Annotated in this window: 25 protein-coding genes; 2 read left to right on the forward strand and 23 right to left on the reverse strand. The window is 68.7% G+C overall.

Features of this window, described 5'->3' with window-relative positions; genetic code table 11:
* Positions 1-16: 16 nt before the first annotated feature.
* Complete coding sequence (locus tag C693_RS0105230) at positions 17-1,039, forward strand: C13 family peptidase (RefSeq protein ID WP_017461196.1); 1,023 nt, start codon at positions 17-19, stop codon at positions 1,037-1,039.
* Between the two features lie 6 nt (positions 1,040-1,045).
* On the opposite strand, the gene hisIE is transcribed toward C693_RS0105230, so the two are convergent.
* From hisIE to C693_RS22930, 23 genes are all read right to left on the reverse strand, one after another.
* Positions 1,046-1,678 (reverse strand): bifunctional phosphoribosyl-AMP cyclohydrolase/phosphoribosyl-ATP diphosphatase HisIE, encoded by a 633-nt coding sequence (gene hisIE, locus C693_RS0105235; protein ID WP_017461197.1) that lies wholly within the window; start codon positions 1,676-1,678, stop codon positions 1,046-1,048.
* Positions 1,679-1,716: 38 nt separating this feature from the next.
* Complete coding sequence (gene hisF, locus C693_RS0105240) at positions 1,717-2,487, reverse strand: imidazole glycerol phosphate synthase subunit HisF (protein ID WP_017461198.1); 771 nt, start codon at positions 2,485-2,487, stop codon at positions 1,717-1,719.
* Positions 2,481-3,209 carry a 1-(5-phosphoribosyl)-5-[(5-phosphoribosylamino)methylideneamino]imidazole-4-carboxamide isomerase gene (gene hisA, locus C693_RS0105245; protein ID WP_017461199.1) on the reverse strand — a complete coding sequence of 243 codons (729 nt, stop codon included), beginning with the start codon at positions 3,207-3,209 and terminating at the stop codon, positions 2,481-2,483. Before hisA ends, hisF begins: the two co-directional genes overlap by 7 nt.
* Positions 3,206-3,796, reverse strand: a complete 591-nt coding sequence (gene hisH, locus C693_RS0105250; RefSeq protein ID WP_017461200.1) for an imidazole glycerol phosphate synthase subunit HisH — start codon at positions 3,794-3,796, stop codon at positions 3,206-3,208. The genes hisA and hisH overlap by 4 nt, the downstream gene beginning before the upstream one ends.
* Positions 3,796-4,860, reverse strand: coding sequence for a bifunctional histidinol-phosphatase/imidazoleglycerol-phosphate dehydratase HisB (gene hisB / locus C693_RS0105255; RefSeq protein WP_017461201.1), 1,065 nt, complete (start codon positions 4,858-4,860; stop codon positions 3,796-3,798). The genes hisH and hisB overlap by 1 nt, the downstream gene beginning before the upstream one ends.
* Positions 4,857-5,918: a histidinol-phosphate transaminase gene (gene hisC, locus C693_RS0105260; protein ID WP_017461202.1), complete on the reverse strand. Its 1,062-nt coding sequence runs from the start codon at positions 5,916-5,918 to the stop codon at positions 4,857-4,859. The genes hisB and hisC overlap by 4 nt, the downstream gene beginning before the upstream one ends.
* Positions 5,915-7,222: a histidinol dehydrogenase gene (hisD, locus tag C693_RS0105265; protein ID WP_017461203.1), complete on the reverse strand. Its 1,308-nt coding sequence runs from the start codon at positions 7,220-7,222 to the stop codon at positions 5,915-5,917. The genes hisC and hisD overlap by 4 nt, the downstream gene beginning before the upstream one ends.
* A 22-nt stretch (positions 7,223-7,244) precedes the next feature.
* Positions 7,245-8,138 (reverse strand): ATP phosphoribosyltransferase, encoded by an 894-nt coding sequence (hisG, locus tag C693_RS0105270; RefSeq protein ID WP_017461204.1) that lies wholly within the window; start codon positions 8,136-8,138, stop codon positions 7,245-7,247.
* Positions 8,135-8,470, reverse strand: coding sequence for a YerC/YecD family TrpR-related protein (locus tag C693_RS0105275; RefSeq protein WP_017461205.1), 336 nt, complete (start codon positions 8,468-8,470; stop codon positions 8,135-8,137). The genes hisG and C693_RS0105275 overlap by 4 nt, the downstream gene beginning before the upstream one ends.
* Positions 8,471-8,609: 139 nt before the next feature.
* Positions 8,610-9,599 carry a tetraacyldisaccharide 4'-kinase gene (gene lpxK / locus C693_RS0105280; protein ID WP_017461206.1) on the reverse strand — a complete coding sequence of 330 codons (990 nt, stop codon included), beginning with the start codon at positions 9,597-9,599 and terminating at the stop codon, positions 8,610-8,612.
* A gap of 7 nt (positions 9,600-9,606) precedes the next feature.
* Positions 9,607-11,382 (reverse strand): lipid A export permease/ATP-binding protein MsbA, encoded by a 1,776-nt coding sequence (gene msbA, locus C693_RS0105285; protein ID WP_026107202.1) that lies wholly within the window; start codon positions 11,380-11,382, stop codon positions 9,607-9,609.
* On the reverse strand, positions 11,379-11,810 hold the full coding sequence (locus C693_RS0105290; RefSeq protein ID WP_017461208.1) for an ExbD/TolR family protein: 432 nt from the start codon (positions 11,808-11,810) through the stop codon (positions 11,379-11,381). Before C693_RS0105290 ends, msbA begins: the two co-directional genes overlap by 4 nt.
* Before the next feature lie 5 nt (positions 11,811-11,815).
* Positions 11,816-12,454, reverse strand: a complete 639-nt coding sequence (locus tag C693_RS0105295; protein WP_026107203.1) for a MotA/TolQ/ExbB proton channel family protein — start codon at positions 12,452-12,454, stop codon at positions 11,816-11,818.
* A gap of 117 nt (positions 12,455-12,571) precedes the next feature.
* Entirely contained in the window at positions 12,572-14,890 is a 2,319-nt protein-coding gene (locus C693_RS0105300; protein WP_017461210.1) for a DNA internalization-related competence protein ComEC/Rec2, read from the reverse strand.
* 127 nt (positions 14,891-15,017) lie between these two features.
* A complete protein-coding gene (lolD, locus tag C693_RS0105305) occupies positions 15,018-15,743 on the reverse strand; it encodes a lipoprotein-releasing ABC transporter ATP-binding protein LolD (RefSeq protein WP_017461211.1) in 726 nt (241 codons plus the stop codon).
* 4 nt (positions 15,744-15,747) lie between these two features.
* Positions 15,748-16,992 carry a lipoprotein-releasing ABC transporter permease subunit gene (locus tag C693_RS0105310; RefSeq protein WP_017461212.1) on the reverse strand — a complete coding sequence of 415 codons (1,245 nt, stop codon included), beginning with the start codon at positions 16,990-16,992 and terminating at the stop codon, positions 15,748-15,750.
* Positions 16,993-17,111: 119 nt separating this feature from the next.
* Entirely contained in the window at positions 17,112-17,543 is a 432-nt protein-coding gene (locus C693_RS0105315; RefSeq protein ID WP_017461213.1) for a hypothetical protein, read from the reverse strand.
* On the reverse strand, positions 17,515-17,763 hold the full coding sequence (locus C693_RS0105320; protein WP_043598464.1) for a succinate dehydrogenase assembly factor 2: 249 nt from the start codon (positions 17,761-17,763) through the stop codon (positions 17,515-17,517). The genes C693_RS0105315 and C693_RS0105320 overlap by 29 nt, the downstream gene beginning before the upstream one ends.
* Before the next feature lie 72 nt (positions 17,764-17,835).
* Positions 17,836-18,618: a succinate dehydrogenase iron-sulfur subunit gene (locus C693_RS0105325; protein WP_017461215.1), complete on the reverse strand. Its 783-nt coding sequence runs from the start codon at positions 18,616-18,618 to the stop codon at positions 17,836-17,838.
* A gap of 98 nt (positions 18,619-18,716) precedes the next feature.
* Positions 18,717-20,504, reverse strand: coding sequence for a succinate dehydrogenase flavoprotein subunit (gene sdhA, locus C693_RS0105330; protein ID WP_017461216.1), 1,788 nt, complete (start codon positions 20,502-20,504; stop codon positions 18,717-18,719).
* 1 nt (position 20,505) lies between these two features.
* Positions 20,506-20,895, reverse strand: a complete 390-nt coding sequence (gene sdhD, locus C693_RS0105335; protein WP_017461217.1) for a succinate dehydrogenase, hydrophobic membrane anchor protein — start codon at positions 20,893-20,895, stop codon at positions 20,506-20,508.
* Positions 20,892-21,287 carry a succinate dehydrogenase, cytochrome b556 subunit gene (sdhC, locus tag C693_RS0105340; RefSeq protein ID WP_017461218.1) on the reverse strand — a complete coding sequence of 132 codons (396 nt, stop codon included), beginning with the start codon at positions 21,285-21,287 and terminating at the stop codon, positions 20,892-20,894. Before sdhC ends, sdhD begins: the two co-directional genes overlap by 4 nt.
* A 70-nt stretch (positions 21,288-21,357) precedes the next feature.
* Positions 21,358-21,525: a DUF1674 domain-containing protein gene (locus C693_RS22930; RefSeq protein ID WP_083868236.1), complete on the reverse strand. Its 168-nt coding sequence runs from the start codon at positions 21,523-21,525 to the stop codon at positions 21,358-21,360.
* A 104-nt stretch (positions 21,526-21,629) separates the two neighbouring features.
* On the opposite strand from C693_RS22930, the gene C693_RS21115 reads away from it, so the two are divergent.
* The gene (locus C693_RS21115) at positions 21,630-22,442 is read left to right on the forward strand and encodes a YgfZ/GcvT domain-containing protein (protein ID WP_017461219.1); all 813 of its coding nucleotides are present in this window, start codon (positions 21,630-21,632) and stop codon (positions 22,440-22,442) included.
* Positions 22,443-22,604: the final 162 nt, after the last annotated feature.

The raw sequence follows: 22,604 nt of genomic DNA on the forward strand, positions 1-22,604 counted from the left end.
CGAGGCCCGGCCCGACATGCGTACGCTGATCACCGCCCTGCTCGCCCTGGCCACCGGTGCCGCGCTCACCGCGACCGCGCTGCGCACGCCGACCGTAGCCGTCGCGATTCCCGTCCCGGCGTCGACCACCAGCGCATCGGCAACCGCCAGCGCCACCCCGAATGCGGACACGACCACCGACGGCGGCCTGCTGCCGACCGACAGCTGGCCCAGGAACGCGCCGTCACCCGAACAGGTGATGTACGCCCAGCCCCGGCTGATGCGGCAGGCTCTCGATGGCCTCGCACCACGCGTCCCCGGTGTCCCCAACCTGTATCTGGTGAGCTTCGCCGGCGACGGCAGCGAGGATGTGTTCCGCAACGAGGCCGAGTACGCCGCGACCCTGTTCCGCCATCGCTACGGCGCCCGTGCCCACACGCTGGTGCTGGAGAACAACCCGGCCACGCTCGACAGCCGGCCACTGGCCAGCTGGAGCAACCTGGAGACCGCGCTGACCGGCCTGTCCAAGGTGATGGACCCGCAGCAGGACATCCTGATGCTCTACCTCACCAGCCACGGCGACCCGGAGCACACCCTGCTGGTGGACATGGACCCGCTGCCGCTGGACCAGATCGGCGCGCCGGACCTCGCCGGGATCCTGGCCGAGCACCCCTTCAAGTGGAAGGTGGTGGTGGTCAATGCCTGTTATTCGGGCGGCTTCGTACCGCCGCTGCAAGGTGAGGGCACGCTGGTGATCACCGCCGCCCGCAGCGATCGCAGCTCGTTCGGTTGCGGCAACGACTCGGCCGCCACCTACTTCGGCCGCGCGTGGCTGGTCGACGCACTCAACCGGACCGCGGACCCGATCGCCGCCTTCCGCCAGGCCCATGCCGAGGTGGCCCGATGGGAACAGCAGGACCGGCTCACTCCATCGGAGCCGCAGATCTCGATCGGCAAAGGCATTGCCGACCAGCTGGCCCGCTGGCGCCGGGGCGACCCGGTCGGGCCACCGGTACCGTTCCGTCCGGATGCCGCCGGCGAGGCGCCGGCGACCCGCTGAGTCAGATCACTTCGCCGCGTGGCGGGCTGCCAGCACGTCGGTGACGTCGGACAGGGACAGGCCCCGCTCGCGCAGCAGCACGGTCAGGTGGAACACCAGGTCCGCCGCCTCGCCCAACAGCTCCGTATCGCCCTGGGCGACGCCGGCCAGCGCCGTCTCGACCCCCTCCTCGCCCACCTTTTGGGCGATGCGCCGTACGCCGCCCTCGAACAGGCGCGTGGTGTAGCTGCCTTCCGGGCGCTCGGCATGTCGCTGGGCCACCAGGGCATCGAGTTCGGCGAGGAAACCCAGCGGCGGCCGCACCGACTCGCCGAAACAGCTCGATGTGCCGGTGTGGCAGGTGGGACCGTGCGGCAGTGCGCCGACCAGCAGCGTGTCGCCATCGCAGTCCACGCGCAGCGAGGCCAGCGCCAGCACGTGGCCCGAGCTCTCGCCCTTGGTCCACAGGCGCTGCTTCGAACGACTGAAGAACGTGACGTGACCGGTCCGCTGCGTGGCCTCCAGGGCGGCGGCATCCATGTAGCCGAGCATCAGCACCTCGCCGGTCAACGCGTGCTGGACGATCGCCGGCAACAGGCCATCGCCCTTGGCCCAGTCCAGGCGGGAGAGATCGGTGGGATCGGGAAGCGTGTCGGTCATGGTGCGGTCTGCCAGTGGGTTGCGGACGGGGCCACGCCTCAGAGGCGAACGGCCACGCCCTCGCGCGCAAGGTAGCGCTTGAGTTCGGGAATCGCGATGGCGCCGGAGTGGAACACGCTGGCGGCCAGCGCACCATCCACGTCGGCGTCCAGGAAGGCCTCGCGGAAATGCTCCGGTGCGCCGGCGCCACCCGAGGCGATCAGCGGCACGTGGCAGACAGCACGGGCCGCGCGCAGCTGCTCCAGGTCGTAGCCCTGGCGCACGCCGTCGCTGCCCATGCAGTTGAGCACGATCTCGCCGGCCCCGCGGCGCTGCGCCTCGACCATCCAGTCGAGCGTGCCGCGGGCCAGCGCCTGGGTCTTGTCCGGATCGCCGGTGTACTGGCGCACGCGCCACTGGCCGTCCGCGTCGCGCAGCGAATCGATGCCGACCACCACGCACTGCACGCCGAACGCCCCGGCCAGTTCGTCGATCAGCTCCGGCCGTTCCAGCGCCGGGGAGTTCACCGAGATCTTGTCGGCCCCGGCATGCAGCACGGCGCGCGCCTCCTCCACCGAGCGGATGCCGCCGGCCACGCAGAACGGGATGTCGATGACGCGCGCCACGCGTTCGACCCAGCCGCGGTCCACGCTGCGCCCCTGCGGGCTGGCGGTGATGTCGTAGAACACCAGCTCGTCGGCGCCCTCGTCGCGGTAGCGCAGCGCCAGGTCGACGATCTCGCCCATCACCACGTGGTCGCGGAAGCGCACACCCTTGACCACCTGGCCGTCACGCACGTCCAGGCAGGGAATGATGCGGCGGCTCAGCATGCCAGCGCCTCCTCCAGCGTGAATCGGCCCTCGAGCAACGCACGCCCGAGGATGACTCCGCGCGCGCCCACGTCGCGGGCCGCACGGATATCCGCCAGCGAACGCACGCCGCCGGAGGCCTGCACCGCCAACTGCGGCAGGGTGTCGGCGAGATGGCGGTAGAGATCGAGATTGAAGCCGGCCAGCATGCCGTCGCGGTCGATATCGGTGCACAGCAGGTGGCGGGCACCGTGGTCGGCATACCACGGCGCCAGCTCGTCCAGCGTGCGCGATTCCATCGCGGTCCAGCCGGCACTGGGCAGCAGCCAGTCCTCGCCGACCCGCCGCGTGTCCAGCGCGATCGTGATGCGCTCGCTGCCGAGGGTGTCCAGCCAGCGCGCCACCTGTTCGGGTTCGCGGATCGCCACGCTGCCCAGCACCACGCGGTCGACCCCGACGTCGAACAGGCGCCGAAGATCGTCCTCCGTGCGCACCCCACCGCCGGCCTGCACCTGAATCCCCTCGGCCGCGATCGCACGGATCGTCGACAGGTTCTCCAGATCGCCGGAGCGGGCACCGTCCAGATCCACCAGATGCAGCCAGCGCGCGCCGGCATGCAGGTAGCGCCGGGCAAGCTCGGCCGGATCGCTGCCGTAGATGGTCTGCTGCGCATAGTCGCCCTGGCGCAGGCGCACCACGCGCCCTTCCCGCAGGTCGATGGCCGGAATGACGTCGAAGTTCATAGGCTGAGGAAATTCTGTAGGAGTCGGGCGCCCACGCCGGCCGAACGCTCGGGGTGGAACTGCATGCCATGGAAATTGCCGCGCGCGATCACCGCCGAGAACGCAGCGCCGAAATCCGCGGTGGCCAGGGTGTAGTCGCCCACCGGCACCGCGTAGCTGTGCACGAAATACGCCTGCTCGCCCGCGGCCAGCCCGTCCAGCAGCGGATGGGTGCGCACTGGCGCCAGCGCGTTCCAGCCCATGTGCGGCACGCGCAGGCCCGGCGCCTCGTGGAAGCGACGCACCGGGGCGTCGATCACGCCGAGACAGTCGGTGTCGCCCTCTTCCGAATGCGCGCACAGCAACTGCATGCCCAGGCACACACCCAGCACCGGCTGGGTCAGCGAACGCATCAACTCGACCAGACCCAGTTCGCGCAGCCGCGCCATGCCGGGACCGGCCGCGCCCACGCCAGGCAGGATCACCTTGTCGGCGCCGCGAATCGTGTCCGGATCGGCGGTGAGCGCCGCCTCCACGCCGAGGCGCTGCAGCGCATAGCGCACCGAGCCGATGTTCGTGCCACCCGCATCGACCAGCACCACGGCCATCAGAGCGCCCCCTTGGTACTGGGCAGCTCGCTGCCTTCGCGGCGGATCGCCTGGCGCAGCGTGCGCGCCACCACCTTGAAGCAGGCTTCGACCATGTGGTGCGCGTTGTCGCCCTTCACCGTGAGGTGCAGGTTGGCACCCAGCGTCTCGCACAGCGAGCGGAACACGTGCGGCACCAGCTCGGTCGGGATGTCGCCCACGCGCTCGCGCGGGAAGCTGCCCTCGAACACGAAGTACGGCCGGCCGGACAGGTCCAGCGCGGCGCTGGCGAAGGATTCGTCCATCGGCAGCGTGAAGCCATAACGGCCGATGCCGCGCTTGTCGCCCAGCGCCTGCTTCAGCGCCTGGCCGAGGGCCAGCGCGCAGTCCTCCATCGTGTGGTGTTCGTCGATGTGGGTATCGCCGTCGCAGTTGAGCTCCAGCGCGAACCCGCCGTGCTTGCCGATCTGCTCGAGCATGTGGTCGAAGAAGCCCAGCCCGGTGTGGATCTTCGGCTCGGCCACGCGATCCAGGTCCACGCTCACCGTGATGCGGGTTTCCCTGGTGTTGCGCTGGACCGTAGCGGTGCGCGGCGCATCGAGCAGGCGGTGTGCGATGGCGTCCCACGACTGCCCCTGCGGCCCCACGCGCAGGCCGCGCACGCCGAGGTTGGCGGCCAGCTGCATGTCGGTGTCGCGGTCGCCGATGACGGCCGACGCCGCCCGGCTCCAGCTGTCGTCCGCCAGGTAATGGCGCAGCATGCCGATGCCCGGCTTGCGCGTGTCGAGCCCTTCATGGGGGAAGCTGCGGTCGATCAGCTGTTCGCGGAACACGATGCCCTGCGAGGCCAGGATGCGCAGCAGCAGCTGGTGCGGACCGTCGAAGCTGTCCTGCGGAAAACTCGCGGTGCCGAGGCCATCCTGGTTGGTGACCATCACCAACTCGTAGCCGGCGGCCACGCAGCGCTGCAACGCGCCGATCACGCCGGGCAGCAGGTCCAGCTTGGCGTAGCTGTCGATCTGCTCGTCCGGCGGCTCGACGATCAGGCAACCGTCGCGGTCGATGAAAAGGATCTTGCGGCTCATGAAGGGCTTCCCGAAAGCACGTCCAGCACGCGGTCGTTTTCCTCCGCCGTGCCAATGGTGATGCGCAGCGCATCGCCGAGGTTCGGATAGCGGCGCACGTCGCGCACCACGATGCCGGCGGCGAGCAGATCACGGTAGGCAGCACCGGCGTCATCGAAGCGTACCGCCAGGAAGTTCGCCTGCGACGGCAGCACCTCGCGCACGCCGGGCAGCGCGGCGATCGCCGTGCGCATGCGCGCACGCTCGGCCTTGATCTCGGCGATATGCCCGCGTGCCTGGGACTGGCCCGCCGGCGACAGCGCGGCCAGGGCCGCCTCCACGCAGGGCAAGGGCAGCGGATACGGCGGCATGATCCGGCGCAGCAGCGCGATCACCGCGTCGTTCGCCAGCAGCGTGCCGACGCGCGCACCGGCCAGCGCCCAGGCTTTCGAGAGCGTGCGCAGGATGCCGACATGCTCGTAGCGGTCGATCAGCCCGGCCATGCCGGGTGCGTCGGCGAACTCGACGTAGGCCTCGTCGACGATCAGCAGCGCGCGCCCGGCGAGCGCCTGCGCCAGGCGTTCCACCGCCGCCAACGGGATCACCTGCCCGGTCGGATTGTTCGGGGTGCAGACGAAGACCAGCTTCACCGCCGGGGTCACCGCCGCCAGCACGGCGTCGACGTCCAGCGTGAAGTCGGCCGCCAGTGGCGCCTCGATCACACCCGCGTTCTGGATGCGCGCGCACACCGCGTACATGCCGAAGGTCGGCGGCTGGATCAGGATCGCGTCCTCGCCGGCGCGGCAGAACGCCCGCACCAGCAGGTCGATCGCCTCATCGCTGCCGCGGCCGACCAGCAACTGCTCGCGGCGCACGCCGTACAGCGTGGCCAGCGCATCGACCAGCGCGGCCGGCTGCGGGTCGGGATAGCGGTTGCAGCCGGCGCCCGCCTCGCCGAACGGCGCCCAGGCCGACTCGTTCGCGTTGAGCAGGATCTGCCCGCCGCTGGCCTCCATGCGCGCCGATGAGTACGGCTGCATCGCGCGGATCTCCGGACGCGCCAAGTCGAGCACGCTCATGCGCGGCCCTCCAGCACGTCCAGCCGCATCGACACCGCGCGGCGGTGCGCCTCCAGCTGCTCGGCGGCAGCCAGCGTGACCGTGCACGGACCGATCGCGCGCAGGCCATCGGCGCTCACCTCCTGCACGCTGATCTGCTTGACGAAGCTGGCCACCGAGACGCCGCTGTAGCTGCGCGCGTAGCCGTAGGTGGGCAGCACGTGGTTGGAACCGCTGCAGTAGTCGCCCACCGACTCGGGCGTCCAGGCCCCAAGGAAGATCGAGCCGGCACTCTGGATGCCGTCGACCAGCGTGCGCGGCTCGGCGGTCTGGATGATCAGGTGCTCCGGCGCGTAGCGGTTGCTCACCTCGACCGCCTGGGCCAGCGATTCCACCGCGATCAGGCGGCTCTGCGCCAACGCCTTGAGCGCGGTCTCGCTGCGCGGCAGCGTCGCGACCTGCCGCTCCACTTCGGCGGCCACGGCGTCGAGCAGCGCGGCCGAGGGGCTCAGCAGCACCACCTGCGAGTCCTCTCCATGTTCGGCCTGCGACAGCAGGTCGGCCGCGACGAAGGCCGGCCGGGCGCCGTCGTCGGCGATCACCAGCACCTCGGACGGACCGGCCGGCATGTCGATGGCAGCGCCGTCCGGATCGCCCGACACCTGCAGCTTGGCCTCGGTGACCCAGGCGTTGCCCGGGCCGAACAGCTTTTCGCACTTGGGCACGCTGTCGGTGCCGTAGGCCATCGCTGCGATCGCCTGGGCGCCGCCGAGCTTGAACACACGGTGCACGCCGGTGACGCGCGCGGCGAACAGCACGGCTTCGTCGCAGCGGCCGTCGGCGCGCGCCGGCGAGCACAGCACCACCTCGCGGCAGCCGGCGATCGCCGCCGGCACGCCCAGCATCAGCGCAGTGGACGGCAGCGGCGCGGTACCGGCCGGCACGTAAAGACCAACCCGGGTGATCGGGCGCAGCATGCGCTCCACGCGCACGCCCGGCGCCGTCTCCACGCCCACTGACCTGGGTTGAGACGCGCGATGGTAGGTGTCGATACGCCCAGCCGCCTCGCGGATCGCCGACTTCAGCGCTTCATCGAGCGCCACCTCGGCGGCGTCGAACTCGGCGGGCGTCACCTCGATGGCATCGAGCGCGCAGCGGTCGTACTTGGCGCTCAGTTCACGCAGCGCCACGTCACCGTGCGCGCGTACCTGGGCGATGATCGCCGCCACGCCCTGCTTGAGCTCATCCGCGCGGGCCTGCGCCGGGCGGGCCAGCGCCTCGCGCCGGGCGGTTTCGTCGAGAGAGTTCCAGTTCAGCCGCTTCATCGTCTCGCATCCTCGCGCCCGCTCAGGCGAGCATCTTTTCCACCGGCAGCACGAACATCTCGCGTGCACCGGCCTTCTTGATCTCTTCCAGCTGGCGCCAGCTCACCTCGCCGGCGCACAGCGCCTGCAGCATCAGCTGGTCGGGCTGCCCGGCCACCGGCAGCAGGGTCGGCTGCGGGCCGCCCGGCAGCAGCCGGGTCACCGCCTCCAGGTTGCCGCGCGAGGTCTGCAGCAGCAGCAGGCGCGACTCGCTCACCTGGATCACGCCATCGAGCCGCTTGAACAGCAGCTCGAGCATGTCGCCACGCTCGTCGGTCGGCAAAGTCGCCGGACCGGCCAGCACCGCCTCGCTCTCCAGCAGCACGTCGACCTCGCGCAACTGGTTGGCGACCAGCGTGCCGCCGCTCTGCACCAGATCGCAGATGGCATCGGCGGTGCCGAGCTTGGGCGCGATCTCCACCGAGCCGGCCAGCGTCACCACCTGCGCATCGACGCCCGCATCGCGCAACCACTTGCCCAGCAGGCCGGGATACGAGGTGGCAATGCGTTGACCGGCGAGGCTGGTGGCATTCTCGTAGGCCATCTCCTGCGGCACCGCGACGGACAGTCGGCAACGGCCGAAGCCGAGCGGGCGCCACTCCTTCAGCGGCGCACCGTCGACTCCGGTGGTGAGCGAGAACTCGTCGAGCACGTTGCGGCCGACGATGCCCAGGTCGCACACGCCCTGCTCGATCAGCCCGGGGATGTCGTCGTCGCGGACCAGCAGCAGGTCCACCGGCTCGCCCTCGCCGAAGCAGAACAGCTTGTCGCGGCTCTGCCGGAAGGTGAGCCCGCAGCGCTTGAGCACGTCGAGCGCCGGCTCGGTGAGCCGACCGGATTTCTGCATCGCAATGCGCAGGCGATCGCGCGTCTTCATGCCTTGTCCTTTTTCTGGTTCGTGCGGCGCCGGGCCGCCCGCGCGGCCGCCGCCAGGTAGCCGCCGCTGCCCTGGTTGAGATACCGGGCCACCCGTCCGATCGTGGTGATGCTGACCGCGGTCCGCTCGTGGATCTCCCGGTAGGAGACGCCCTCGAGCAGGTACGGAACCACCCGCCAGCGGTCGACCAGCACCTCCAGCTCCGCCGGCGTGCACAGGTCGTGCAGGAACGCCGACATCTCATCGGCGTTCTTCAGCGACAGCAAAGCCTCGCAGAGGCTCAGCTCGGCGGACTCGGAAGGGGTTTCAGGATCGACGGAACGGCGCTTCATAATGTACTAATGCGTTAATACATTTGTACAGTCTAGCGAGCCGTCCTGCGCCTGTCGAGCGCCCGCTCCCAAGCTGGCCCGGAGGGCCTGGCTTTCGTGTGGATCGGCGGAGCGAAGTGCTGCCGCCCAGGGAGAACCGTCAACGATCCCGGCGGGAGCACGCCTGCTGCAGGCGCCGGTCGAGCGCATCGAGGAAAGCCTCGGGCAACTCGGCCCGGATCGGCGCCCGCCACCAGCCGGGGCGGGCGAAGCGGATGCACTTGATGGCATCCTTGTCGGTCATCAGCAGCGGGCGCGCGCCGGCGAACGCAAGGTCCGACGCATCGAACGCGTGATGATCCGGAAAGGCGTGGCCGTCCACCCCCAGCCCCTGCGCGCGCAGGCTCTCGAAGAAGCGGTCGGGGTGGCCGATGGCGGCCACGGCGGCCACCGGCGTGCCGGCAAAGCTGGTCAGTGGGCGCTCCTCGCCGTCGACCAGCGCGACCGCGGTGCCGCCGACCAGTCGCATCGGGAACTCATCGGGCCCGGCGGCACCGTTGGCGACGCGGAAATCGACCTGTCGCAGCCGCGACAGGGGTTCGCGCAGCGGCCCGGCCGGCAGCAGCCGGCCGTTGCCGAAACGCCGCGCGCCGTCGACCACACAGATCTCCACGTCGCGGGCAAGCCTGTAGTGCTGCAGGCCATCGTCGGCGATCACCACGTCGCAGCCGGCCTCGACCAGCAGCGTGGCGGCCGCCGGCCGGTCCCGCCCCACCGCCACCGGCGTGCCACTGGAGCGGATCAGGCAGGGTTCGTCGCCGAACACGGCCGGCTCGGGTTGCTCGCCGAGCAACGCCGGCTCGCGCTGCGTGCCGCCGTAGCCACGACTGACCACGCCGGGTTGCCAGCCGCGCCGGCGCAGCGCCTCGACCAGCGCCAGGGTCAGCGGCGTCTTGCCGGTGCCGCCGGCCGTGAGGTTGCCGACCACCACCACGGGCACCGGCAGCCTGACACGGCGCAGGATGCCGGCGCGGTACAGCGCGCGGCGCAGGGCGGCGAGGCCTCCGTAGAGCGCGGCCAGCGGGAACGTCCAGGCCGGAGGGCGTCGATCGCCGTACCAGCTCTTCTGCAGCTCGTCGGCCAGCGCCATGGCCGTGTCAGTCGCCCGCCGGCGCGTGGAACTGCATGCGGTGCAGCGCGGCGTAATGGCCCTGCAGCGCCAGCAGCTCGGCGTGGGTGCCACGTTCGACGATGCGGCCCTGATCCATCACGGCGATCTGGTCCGCCCCCTCGATGGTCGACAGCCGATGCGCGATCACCAGCGTGGTGCGGTGCTCCATCAGGCGTTGCAACGCATTCTGGATCAATCGCTCGGACTCGGTGTCGAGCGCGCTGGTTGCCTCGTCCAGCACCAGGATCGGCGCGTTCTTCAGGATCGCCCGGGCAATCGCGATGCGCTGGCGCTGGCCACCGGAGAGCATGCCGCCCCCCTGCCCGATCGGACTGTGCAGCCCCTGCGGCATGCGGCCAATGAATTCCATGGCGTTGGCTGCCTCGGCGGCGGCGACGATCTCTGCCTCGCTGGCGCCGGACAGTTCGCCATAGGCGATGTTCTCGGCCACCGTGCCATCGAACAGCACCACACTCTGCCCCACCCAGGCGATCTGGCGACGCAGCGACGCCAGGGTGTAGTCCAGATAGTCCTCGCCATCGAGCACGATGCGCCCGGCGCTTGGCTCGTAGAAGCGAGGCAGCAGGCTGACCAGGGTGCTCTTGCCGCTGCCGGAACGACCGACCAGCGCAGTCACCGTCCCCGGCGGGCAGCGCAGGTCCACCCCGCGCAGGGCCTCGGCCTCGCTGCGCGGATAGCGCAGGCGGATGCCCTCGAACACCAGGTCGCCGCGGGTGCGATCCAGCGCGATCCGGCCGCGGTCGTTCTCCGGCGCCATGTCCATCACGTCGAACAGGTCTTCCGCCGCCGACATGCCGCGCTGGATGTTCGACTGCACGTTGGTCAGTCGCTTCAGCGAGGGGATCATCGCGCCCATCGCGGTGAGCACGGTGATGAACACACCCGAGGTGATGTGGTCGATCACGTCGGCCCGCGTGCCCAGGAAGACCAGCACCGCCAGCGCAAACGCGGCGACCGTCTGGATCGCCGTGCTGGACGAGGCGCTGGTCAATGCGATCTTCAGGTTGAGCCGCCGCGCCCGCCGGGTGACGTCGTCGAAGCGCGCGCCCTCGTGGGGCTGGCCGCCGTAGATACGGACCTCGCGGTAGGCGCCCACCGATTCCTCGACCGTACCGGTGACCGAGCCCATCGACCCCTGGATGCGCCGGCTGATGCTGCGGTAGCGGCGGCTGACCACGGTGGCGATCAGCGCCACGGCCGGCACCATCACCAGCAGGGCCAGCGTGAGGTAGGCACTGTTGTGCAGCATGACGTACAGCATGCTCACCACGGTCACGCCCTCGGTCACCGCGATCTTGATCGCGTCGGTCGACGCCGACGCCACCTGCTCGCTGGTGTAGGTGATGCGCGAGATCTGCTGGCCGGATGGTTCGGCGCCAAAGAACGGGGCCGGCAGCTTGAGGTAGGACCCGAACACATCCACCTGCATCGCCTGTACGACGTGGCGGCCGATGTAGGAGATGCCGTAGCTGCTGAGGAAGGTGCCGACGCCGCGCACGGCGAAAATGATCATGATCCAGATCGGCATCCAGAAGATCAGATGCGGATCCTTGTTCTTGAACAGGTCGTCGAACAGCGGCCTGAGCAGGTTGGTGAACACCGCCAGCGCACCGCCATCGATCGCCATGCCGAGGATCGCGAGCAACCCGACCGTCCGGTACCGACGGGTGTATCCGAACAGACGCTTGTAGACCTCCCAGGTCTTCGCGTCCCAGACGCCCCGTCGCTCAGCGGCATTCACCGCCCCGCCCCCGGCTTCTCGGGCGTGGTGGCGATCGAAAGTCGGGTGAAGCCCAGCTGGCCCAGCGCATCCATCGCGGTCACCACGTACTGGTGCGGCGTCATCGCGTCGGCGCGGATCACGACCTGGCCATCGCGCCGGCCGCCGGAGTTCTGTTCCAGCATCTGCTTGAGCGGCTCGATGCCTTCGCCAAGCACCTCGTCGCTACCCACGTAATAGCGACCATCCTTGTCGATCATCACCGTGAGCAGCGGTGCCTGCACGTCGCGCTCCTCGGCACTGGCCTTGGGCAGGGTCACCTGCATCCGCGAGTGCTGGATGAACGTGGTGGTCAGCACGAAGAACATCAGCAGGGTCAGCAGCACATCGATCAACGGGATCACGTTGATCTCGAATTCGTCGCGGCGACGGTCCGAACCGATACGCATCGGTCTCAGCCTGCCGCCGGGGTGCGGCGCGGACGCGGCGTCGCCGGCGTACCCGGTGCGCCGAAGGTGAGATCGTCCAGCAGGGCGATCGCCTCCTTCTCCATGTCCACGCAATAGCCGGTCACCTTGCTGCGGAAGTAGCGATGCAGCACATAGGCCGGGATCGCCACGACCAGACCCGTGGCGGTACAGATCAGTGCCTCGCCGATGCCGCCAGCCATCTTCATCGGGTCGCCCACGCCGCCGCGCATCACGTCGAGGAACATGCGGATCAGGCCGATCACCGTGCCGAACAGGCCCAGCAACGGACCGATCAGCGCGATCGTGCCAAGCGTGTTGAGGTAACGCTCCATCCGATGCGCTACATGACGGCCGGTGTCCTCCAGGCGCTCCTTGATGATGTCGCGCGAGCGGTCGCGCACGACCAGGGCCGAGGCCAGCAGTTCGCCCAGCGGGGAGCCGCTGGCCAGGGTTTCCAGGTGCTTGGGGTCGAGCTGGCCCTTGCGGGCCCAGTCACGCACTTCCTGCCCCAGCCCGGGCGGCAGCACGGACGAACGACGCAGCGTCCAGAAACGCTCCAGCACGATCGCCAGGGCGATCGCCGAACAAAACAGGATGGGCGCCATCGCCCAACCGCCAGCCATCAGGATATCCAGCACAACGCCCCCGCAGGATGCAAAGCAGAACGAAGCCGGCATCATACCAGTCCGAACCGCGCGTTCCGTGGGCTGCGTCCGGCTGCCGAAAGCCGGCTCGTGATGCTAGCGCTCGCGCCAGTAGCGACCCTGCCGAAGCCGCTCACCGGGCCAGGCACGAACCGGTGCATCGGCCGGAAAATCCAACCGCAACGCACCGTCGCCCGCCGTATTGAGCAACGGCACGCCCGCCGCCCGGTAGCGGGCCACCACCGCCGGGCGAGGATGACCAAAGCGGTTGTGCCAACCGGCCGAAACCACTGCCAATGCGGGGTGCAGCGCAGCGATGAAAGCCGCGCCGGAAGAGGTTTCGCTGCCATGGTGCGGCACCGTCATCACCACCGGCCGGCCGGGAGACACGCCCGCAGCGACGTCCCCCTCCACCCGTCGGGTGATGTCGCCGGTAAGCAGCAGGCGATCGCCCCCACCCTCGACCAGCAGCACGCAGGAACGATCGTTGTCGTGCGACGGTCGCCCGTGCGGATTGAGCACACGGAAAGTCACGCCGTCCCAATGCCAGGACTGACCGGCGGCGCACGGCGCCATCGGCATCGGCATGCGCGCCGGTTCGCCCGCCAGCCGGCGCGGGACGGGGAACGCCTCCAGCACGGCGCCGGCGCCGCCTGCGTGATCATTGTCGCCGTGACTGATCATCAGCAGATCCAGCCGGCGCACGCCGAGTGCCCGCAACGAAGGCACCACGGTCGCCGCCCCGACGTCGAAGCCCGACGGATAGCGGGCACCGGCGTCGTAGAGCATGGCATGGCGATGCGTCCGCACCAGTACCGACAGCCCCTGCCCCACATCGAACACCCAGGCCCGGAAGCCGCCCGCAGGGATCGGCGGCCGCGCAGGCAGCAGCAGCGGCAGGAACAACAGGCCGCCGAGCCAGCGGCACGGCGTCCCGCGCGGCGCCAACATCCAGATCGCGCCGAGCAGCGCCAGCCCCAAAGCCCACGGAGTGACCGCCGGCAGATACCACGCTGCTCCCGGCCATGAAGCCATCCGCGCCAGCAACCACCAGAGCGCGTGGCCGGTGGCGGCAGCCAGAGCCAGCATTGGCGCAGCCAGCGGTGGACACAGCAGCAGCGCGAGTACGGCCAGGAGGGTCGCCGGCACCATCAGCAGGCTGACCATCGGTACCGCGATCAGGTTGGACAGCGCGCCGACCAGCGAAGCCTGGCCGAAGAACCAGAGCGTCAACGGCAGCAGCGCAACGCTCATCACCCACTGGCCGCGTGCCAGCTCGCGGACGAACGTCCGCCAGCTGCGGCCTTGCACGCCGAGGCAGAGCATCAGGAATGCCACTCCGACGAACGACAGCCAGAAGCCGGCTGCGAGCACCGACAGCGGATCCACCAGCAGCATCACAAGCAGCGCCATGGCCAGCGCATGGCGCCCATCCAGATGCCGCCGGCGACTGCGCGCGACAACCGCCACCGCGATCATCAGCAGGGTGCGCAGTGTCGGCAAACCCATGCCCGCGAGCAGGCCATAGGCCAGTGCCGCGACCAGCGCCGCGGCCGCTTGCGCCCGGGACCGTGGACAGCGCAGCCCGAGCCCGGGAAACAGTGCATAGAACGGCCAGACCAGCCCGGCCCCGAACGCCGCGGCCACTCCCACGTGGAAGCCGGAAATGGCCAGCAGGTGGGATACGCCGGTGGCCCGCGCCACGGCCCAGTCGTCGGGATCCAGTCCACGCGTATCGCCGACCGCGAGTGCACGCAGCAGCGCCGCATCGTGCGGATCGGCCATCCGGGCGTCGATCGACGCAGCCAGGTGCTGGCGCAAACGGTCGACACAGGGCGATGCACCGAGCCGCCGGTTGTCGCTCCCCTCCCGGACATAGCCCACCGCATCGATCCGGCGCTCCAGCGCAGTGCGCTCGGTATCGGCACCGCCCGGATCGACCATCCCCCGCGGCCGCTTCAGGCGCACCCGCAACTGCCAGCGCTCGCAGGGTCGCAACACGCGGGAAGGGTCGTACCAGGCCAGCCGAGCCCGGCCATGCCACGCCACCTGCCGTCCATCGAGCCGGGCCGAGTCGACCCGGAACGCAAATCGCGTGCCGTCAGCGCGTGGGTCCGGCAGGTCGAGCAGTTGCCCGGTCACCAGCAGAACCTCGCCTTCCAGCGCATGCGGCAGCCGCGCATCCATCGCCGCTGCACCACGCCACATGGCCCATGCCACGCCCAACAGGATCCAACCGAGGCTGCGCGCCCGGCGCGACAGCCAGCAAGCCGTCGCGCCGGCTCCAAGCCCTGTCACGGCCAGCCAGAGCACGAGGCCGCGCGGCAGCTCGGGAAACATCTGCACAACCAGCACGCCGAGCAGCAGCGCGACACTGGCCAGCGGAACGCCGGCCTTGAGCGATCGTTGCGGCAACGTCCATGTCCCCTGCGCCCGAACCTGCCTCCAAGGCTAGCGTCGGACGCGGGATCGTCAGGACGAAACGAGCGTAGGCGAGGGCCGTCGCACGACGCGCGGCAACCACCCTGATGTCATCGGGGAATCAGATCTCGCCAACCAGCGAGGCCGGATCGTTGCGCACCTGCTCGTTCAATACCCCGTTGTGCAGCACCAGGGTGCGGTCCATGCGCGCCGCCAGCCGGGTATCGTGGGTGACAAGGATGAAGCTGGTGCCGATCTCCCGGTTGAGTTCGAGCATCAGTGCATAGACCTGTGCCGCATTCGCCTCATCGAGGTTGCCGGTCGGCTCGTCGCCCAGCACGCAGGCTGGCCGGGTCACCAGCGCACGGGCCACCGCACAGCGCTGGCGCTCGCCGCCGGACAGCTCGGAGGGCTTGTGCCCGAGCCGCGCCGAAAGCCCGACCCGGCCGAGCAGTTCGGTAGCAGCACGCTGCGCCTTGGCGATCGACTCGCCCCGGATAAGCAGCGGCATGCATACGTTCTCCAGCGCGGTGAACTCGGGCAGCAGATGGTGGAACTGGTAGATGAAACCGAGCGAACGGTTGCGCACACGACCGCGGTCGGCGTCGGACAACGAGGACAACCGCTGGCCATCCACTTCCACTTCGCCGGCGCTCAGCGTGTCCAGCCCGCCAAGGATGTGCATCAGCGTGCTCTTGCCCGAACCCGACGCGCCGACGATGGCCGCCGTCTCGCCGCGCTTCAGCTCGAAACTCACGTCGGTGAGCACGTCGGTGCGCAGCTCGCCGTCCTCGTAGCTCTTAGCGACGTGGCTGGCGCGCAGTACCACGTCGTTGCGCGGATTCATCGGCTTATTCATAGCGCAGCGCCTGGGCCGGCTGGGTGCGCGAGGCGCGCCAGGCGGGATAGAGGGTGGCCAGCAGCGAGAAGAGGAAAGTAACCAGGGAAATCCAGCCCACGTCCACCGCTTCCAGCTTGCTCGGCACGTTGGAGATGTAATAGACATCGGGCGACAGGAACTGCACGTGGAACACGTTCTGGATCCAGTCCACGATGTTCGGCAACTGCCACGACAGCAGCGAGCCCAGCCCGACGCCCAGGCCGATGCCGACGAAGCCGACCAGCACGCCCTGCACCATGAAGGTGGCCATGATGCTGCGCGGCGTGGCGCCGAGCGTCCGCAGGATGGCGATATCCGCCTGCTTGTCGGTGACCAGCATCATCAGCATCGAGATCAGGTTGATCACCGCCACCAGCACGATCAGCGACAGGATGATACCCATCACCTTCTTCTCCATCGAGATCGCCGAGAAGAAGTTGCTGTTCTCCTGCATCCAGGTGCGCACGCTGTAGAGCTGGCCGAGGTCGCGACTCAGCTCGCGCGACACCGGGCCGGCGTTCCACAGGTCGTCAAGACGCAGGCGGATGCCGGTGGGGCCGGACAGCTCGCCCAGCTTCTCGGCATCGGTCATGTTGATCAGCGCCAGGTTCGCGTCGTACTGCTGCATGCCCATTTCGAACACGCCGGACACGCGGAAACCGCGGATCCGTGGCACCGCACCCAGCGGCGTGGCTCTGAGCTGCGGCACGATCATGGTCACGTGGTCGCCCACGGTGACGCCGAGCTGCATCGCCAGCTCCTTGCCCAGGATGATGTTCCAGCTGCCGGGGGTGATCGAATCCCAGTGTCCCTGCACCATGTGCTTGTCGATGTCCGAGGCTTTCGGCTCCAGCGACGGCTCGATGCCGCGCACCATGGTGCCGGTGGAACCATAGGTGCCCTGCAGGAACGCCTGCAGGTCCACATAGGGTGCCGCGCCGCGCACGTGCGGATTGGCCTCGGCCTGTTTCACCGTACCCTGCCAGTCGTGGATGCTCTCGCCCACGCCGGAGATGGTCGCGTGGGATACCGCGCCGAGGATGCGCGAGCGCAGCTCGTTGTCGAACCCGTTCATCACCGACATCACGGTGATCAGCGCCATCACGCTGATCGTGATGCAGATGATCGACACGGTGGAGATGAACGAGATGAACTGGTTGCGGCGCTTGGCGCGCGAGTAGCGCAGGCCGATGAAGAGTTCGAGCGGTCGGAACATGGCAACCTGATCTGTGGGGGCCGGCCAGGCGGCCAGCGGAGAGACCTGATCGCTCAGGTCGTCCTTGGGACCGCACAAGCGCGCCAGAGTGCCCGATGCGCCAGCGGGGCACAACCGGGTCAGATGACCGTCGGCGACCGCGCGCCCTGCCCGGCTGCCAGCCGCATGCGCAGGCGACGCCGGGTATCGGAATCGCTGTTGTCCGGAAGCAGCCAGAGCACCTGTCGGCGCTCGCCGATGCGCAGTTCCAGCACCAGACAGCCGGCAAGCATGCGATGGGAGGCCAACTCAGCCGGAGTCTCGACCCCGTCCCGTCCGAGCAGCAGCCAACCGGCGTCGGGGCTCCAGCCAACCGACGCCGGGGGCGTGGCCTGCCGTATGCGGCTCGCCAGCACCAGGGCCATCGCTCCGCTCGCGAGCACCAGCTTGCCCCAGCCCGGCAGGCCACTGAGCGCGATCGAGAGCATCGCCAGCAGCACCATACCGGTCAGGCCGAGAGCGAGCCCGCGCGACGGCCGGTATTCAAAGCCGATGGCGGGCGCGGATGTCATCGATGATCGCCTGCCAGTCCTCGCGCGGTGCGCGGGCATGTCCCATCACCCAGTCCCAGAGGTCGGGGTCCTGCACGTCCAGCAGTTCGTCGAAAGCGCCGCGGGTCGCCTCGTCTGCCGCGGCAAAGCGTTCGTCCAGCCAGCCGCCGAACAGCGCATCCAGTTCGCGGGTGCCGCGGCGGGTGCGCCAGCGCAATCGTTTGATCCGGGCTTCTTCCACGATTCCTCGAGCCTCCAACGCATGCGGGCTGCCCTGAGGCAGCCCGCATGGAAAACGACATCAGCCCACCGCTTAGGCCGCGCGGCGCTGCACGATCAGCTTCTTGATCTCCGCGATCGCCTTGGCCGGGTTCAGGCCCTTCGGGCAGGTGCGCGCGCAGTTCATGATGGTGTGGCAGCGATACAGCTTGAACGGATCTTCCAGGTCGTCCAGGCGGGCACCGGTGTCCTCGTCGCGCGAGTCGACGATCCAGCGGTAGGCCTGCAGCAGGATCGCCGGGCCGAGGTACTTGTCGCCGTTCCACCAGTAGCTCGGGCAACTGGTCGAGCAGCAGGCGCACAGGATGCACTCGTACAGGCCGTCGAGGTGCTTGCGGTCTTCCGGCGACTGCAGGCGCTCGCGGTCCGGCGCCGGGCTCTGCGTCCGCAGCCAGGGCTTGATCGAGGCGAACTGCGCGTAGAAGTGCGTGAGATCCGGCACCAGGTCCTTCACCACCGGCATGTGCGGCAGCGGGTAGATCTTGACGTCGCCGGAGGCGCACTCTTCGATGGCACGGGTGCAGGCCAGCGTATTGGTCCCGTCGATGTTCATCGCACAGGAGCCACAGATGCCCTCGCGGCACGAACGGCGCAGCGTGAGTGTCGGATCGATCTCGTTCTTGATCTTCAGCAGCGCGTCCAGAACCATCGGACCGCACGCGGCCAGATCGACCTCGTAGGTGTCGATGCGCGGGTTCTGGCCGTCGTCCGGCGACCAGCGGTAGATACGGAAGGTGCGCGGCTTCTTCGCGCCCTGCGCCGGGAAATGCTTGCCCGGCTGGATCTTCGAATTCTTCGGGAGGGTGAACTCTGCCATGTGCGGAACCCTTCAATCTCGTTAGGAGGGTCTGACGACCCCGACCACCTGCGATGCGCGGGCGGTACCAGCGATACGCATCGCCGGTACCTGCCGAATCAGTAGACGCGCTTCTTCGGCGGCACCACCTCGACCTCGTCGGTCATCGTGTACATGTGCACCGGACGGAACTCGAAGCTGGTCTTGCCGGCCTCGTCCACCTTGACCAGGGTGTGCTTCATCCACTGCTCGTCGTTGCGGTCCGGGAAGTCCTCGCGGGCATGTGCGCCGCGGCTTTCAGGGCGCTGCTCGGCCGAATGCATGGTCGCCACCGCCTGCGCCAGCAGGTTGGACAGCTCCAGCGTCTCGATCAGGTCGGAGTTCCACACCAGCGAGCGGTCGGAAACCTTGACGTCCTTGAACGAGTCGTAGACCTCGGAGATCTTGCGCTTGCCGTCTTTCAGCGTGTCGCCGGTGCGGAACACCGCCGCGTCGCTCTGCATGGTGCGCTGCATTTCCGCGCGGATCTTCGCCGTCGGCGTGCTGCCGTTGGCATTGCGCAGGCCGTCGAAGCGGGTCAACGCCTTGTCCAGCGCGCTGGCCGGCAGGTCCTTGTGCGCCGCGCCCGGCTTGATCACTTCGGCACAGCGGTTGGCCACTGCGCGGCCGAACACGACCAGGTCGAGCAGCGAGTTGGAGCCCAAGCGGTTGGCGCCGTGCACCGACACGCAGGCCGCTTCGCCGATGGCGAACAGGCCCGGCACCACCAAATCCGGGTTGCCGTCCTTCAGCTGCACCACTTCGCCGTGGTAGTTGGTCGGGATGCCGCCCATGTTGTAGTGCACGGTGGGCAGCACCGGGATCGGCTCCTTGGTGACGTCCACGCCGGCAAAGATGCGCGCCGACTCGGCGATGCCCGGCAGGCGCTCGTGGATCACCTCGGCCCCCAGGTGCATCAGGTTGAGGTGGATGTGGTCCTTGTGCTCGCCGACGCCACGCCCCTCGCGGATCTCGATCGTCATCGCACGACTGACCACGTCGCGCGACGCCAGGTCCTTCGCGTTCGGAGCGTAGCGCTCCATGAAGCGCTCACCCTCCGAGTTGGTGAGGTAGCCACCCTCGCCGCGCACGCCCTCGGTGATCAGGCAGCCGGCGCCATAGATGCCGGTCGGGTGGAACTGCACGAACTCCATGTCCTGCAGCGGCAGGCCGGCGCGCAGCACCATGCCGCCACCGTCGCCGGTGCAGGTGTGCGCCGAGGTGGCGCTGAAGTAGGCGCGGCCGTAGCCACCGGTCGCCAGCACCACGGCCTGGCCGCGGAAGAAGTGCAGCGTACCCTCGTTCATGTCCAGCGCCAGCACGCCGCGGCAAACGCCCTCTTCGTCGAAGATCAGGTCGATCGCGAAGTACTCGATGAAGAACGAGGCGTCGTGCGCCAGCGCCTGCTGGTACAGCGTGTGCAGGATCGCGTGGCCGGTGCGGTCGGCCGCGGCGCAGGTACGCTGCGCGGTACCCTTGCCGTAGTGCGTGGTCATGCCGCCGAACGGACGCTGGTAGATCTTGCCTTCAGCCGTGCGCGAGAACGGCACGCCGTAGTGCTCCAGCTCGATGATCGCCGGGATCGCCTCGCGGCACATGTACTCGATGGCGTCCTGGTCACCGAGCCAGTCGGAGCCCTTGATCGTGTCGTAGAAGTGGAAGCGCCAGTCATCCTCGCCCATGTTGCCGAGCGCGGCAGAGATGCCGCCCTGCGCAGCCACCGTGTGCGAGCGGGTCGGGAACACCTTGGTGATGCAGGCGGCCTTCAGGCCCTTCTCGGCGAGGCCGAAGGTGGCGCGCAGGCCCGCGCCGCCGGCGCCGACCACGATCACGTCGTACTTGTGCTGTTGGATCTTGTAGCTTTCCACGTCAGGCTCCCAGGGCGATGCGCAGCACAGCCAGCACGCTTGCCAGCGCGCCCAGCACCGCGAGGAATTTCACCAGCACCAGCAGGGAAACTTCCTTCCAGCGGGTGTGCACGTAATCTTCGATCACCACCTGCAGGCCGAGCACGGCGTGCCAGAACATGGCGATCACGAAAGCGATCAGCAGGACCGCGTTCCACGGACGCGCTACCACCGCGTGCGCAGTCGTGTAATCGGCGTGCGCCAGACGCAGCACCGTCACCAGGAACCACAGGCCCAGCGCGACGAGCGCGGTAGCGGTCACGCGCTGGATCCACCAGTGCCCGACGCCGGACTGGGCGGATCCCAGGCCGCGCGCACGCTTGATCGGATGACGAAGGTCCTTGGCGTTCATGCCGCGCCTCCCGAGGTCAGCACGAAGGCCCAGACCAGCAGTGTGATGACGAAGCTGCCGACGATCGACAGCCAGCTCGAGCGAATGAACTGGGGGATGGCATAACCCGCGCCGGCATCCTGCACGAGATGACGGATGCCGTTGCACAGGTGGTAGGCGAACGCCCAGGTCCAGCCGAACATGACCACCAACCCGAGCGGACTGCCGACACAGCTGGCGAACTGCGCGAATGCTTCGCTGCCGCCAGCCAGGGCCAGCAGCCCCCACAGGACGATCAGGCTGCCTACGGCGAGCACGATGCCGGTCGCGCGGTGCAGGATCGAGGTCAACATCTGCACCTGCCACTTGTAGATCTGCAGGTGCGGTGAGAGCGGTCGTGATGTGTCTGCCATGTTGGCTATCCTGGTGTGGAATCGCTTTTGCCCATGCCGATCGACTCTGAGACTCCTCCAGCGCGAAGCCTCAGAAGTCGATGCAGCGCCCATTCTTTTCCCAGTCGCCGTAGCGCGTGGGATCGGGCGCAGGACGCTTCTCTGCCGAGTTCGGCCGATCGTTTCCGGACGGCAAAACCTCATCCGCCGCGGGAGCGGCCGGCTGCTTCGATTCGGGAGGGGAGCGAGTGTCGGACATGGTTCTTGTTAGCTGAACAAGCGTAATACTTGTGCCCTGCCGGTACAACCTGAGGGGACCGTCCCCCCTTGCCTGAAACGCCTTCGTCCCCAGTAACGGAAACCATGTCCGAAACCGCCTCCACCCTGCCCGCCGAGACTCTCGTCATCGAGGGCCCCGATGCCGCGCAATTCATGCATGGCCAGTTCACTTCGCCGGTGCTCGCGCTGCCCGTGGGATCGTGGCAGTTCAGTGCCTGGCTGGATGCGACAGGGCGCGTGCGCGCGCTGTTCCACCTTGCACGGCTCGCCGACCAGCGCTGGGGGCTGCTGCTGCGTGGCGGACGGGCGGCGGACCTGAAGGACGAACTTTCGCGCTTCGTGTTCCGCTCCCGGGTTGTCCTGCTGGCGCAGCCCGCCGGCATGCTGACCATCGGACCGGCGATGGCGCTTCATGCGGCAGACGAAACCGGTGGAGTCCTGCATGTCGGCTGCGGCGACTACTCGATGGCCGTTGCAGCCGACGCTTCCGGCGACGACCCGCGTGCACGGCAGATCCGCGAGGGCTGGCCATGGCTGTCCGCCGGAGCGATCGGCCAGTACAACGCCGCATCGCTCGGCCTTCATCACCTCGGCGCCATTGCGCTCAACAAGGGCTGCTATCCAGGTCAGGAGATCGTGGCGCGACTGCACTACCGTGGAGGGAACAAGCGCAGGCTGTGCCGCGTCATCCTGTCGCAGGCCGTCGCGGCGGACACTCGACTGAAGCGGGCGAGTGACGGAGCGGAACTGCATCTGCTCGATGCGGTGGGCGGAGACTCGGAGGTGCCGGGACTCGCCGTTGCGCACGAGGACTGGCTGGTCGGTTCGCAGGACTGGCATGACATATCGTGTACGTCCGGCACGTGCGTGCGGATCGTCGAATCATGGGGCGAATAGCCGCATGCTGCCGCGCCGCAAAAGTGAGTGCCGCGTGAATTTCATGGCTGCGGCACTTGCCATCCCCGGACGCCGCCACTAGGCTCCGCGAAAATTTTTGGCCGGCCACGCCTACCGCAGTGGCTCGAGCACGCGACGAACCGGAGGAGTCCGGATCGGCGC

This window comes from Dyella ginsengisoli LA-4 (genome assembly GCF_000334915.1).
Lineage (GTDB): Bacteria > Pseudomonadota > Gammaproteobacteria > Xanthomonadales > Rhodanobacteraceae > Dyella_A > Dyella_A ginsengisoli_A.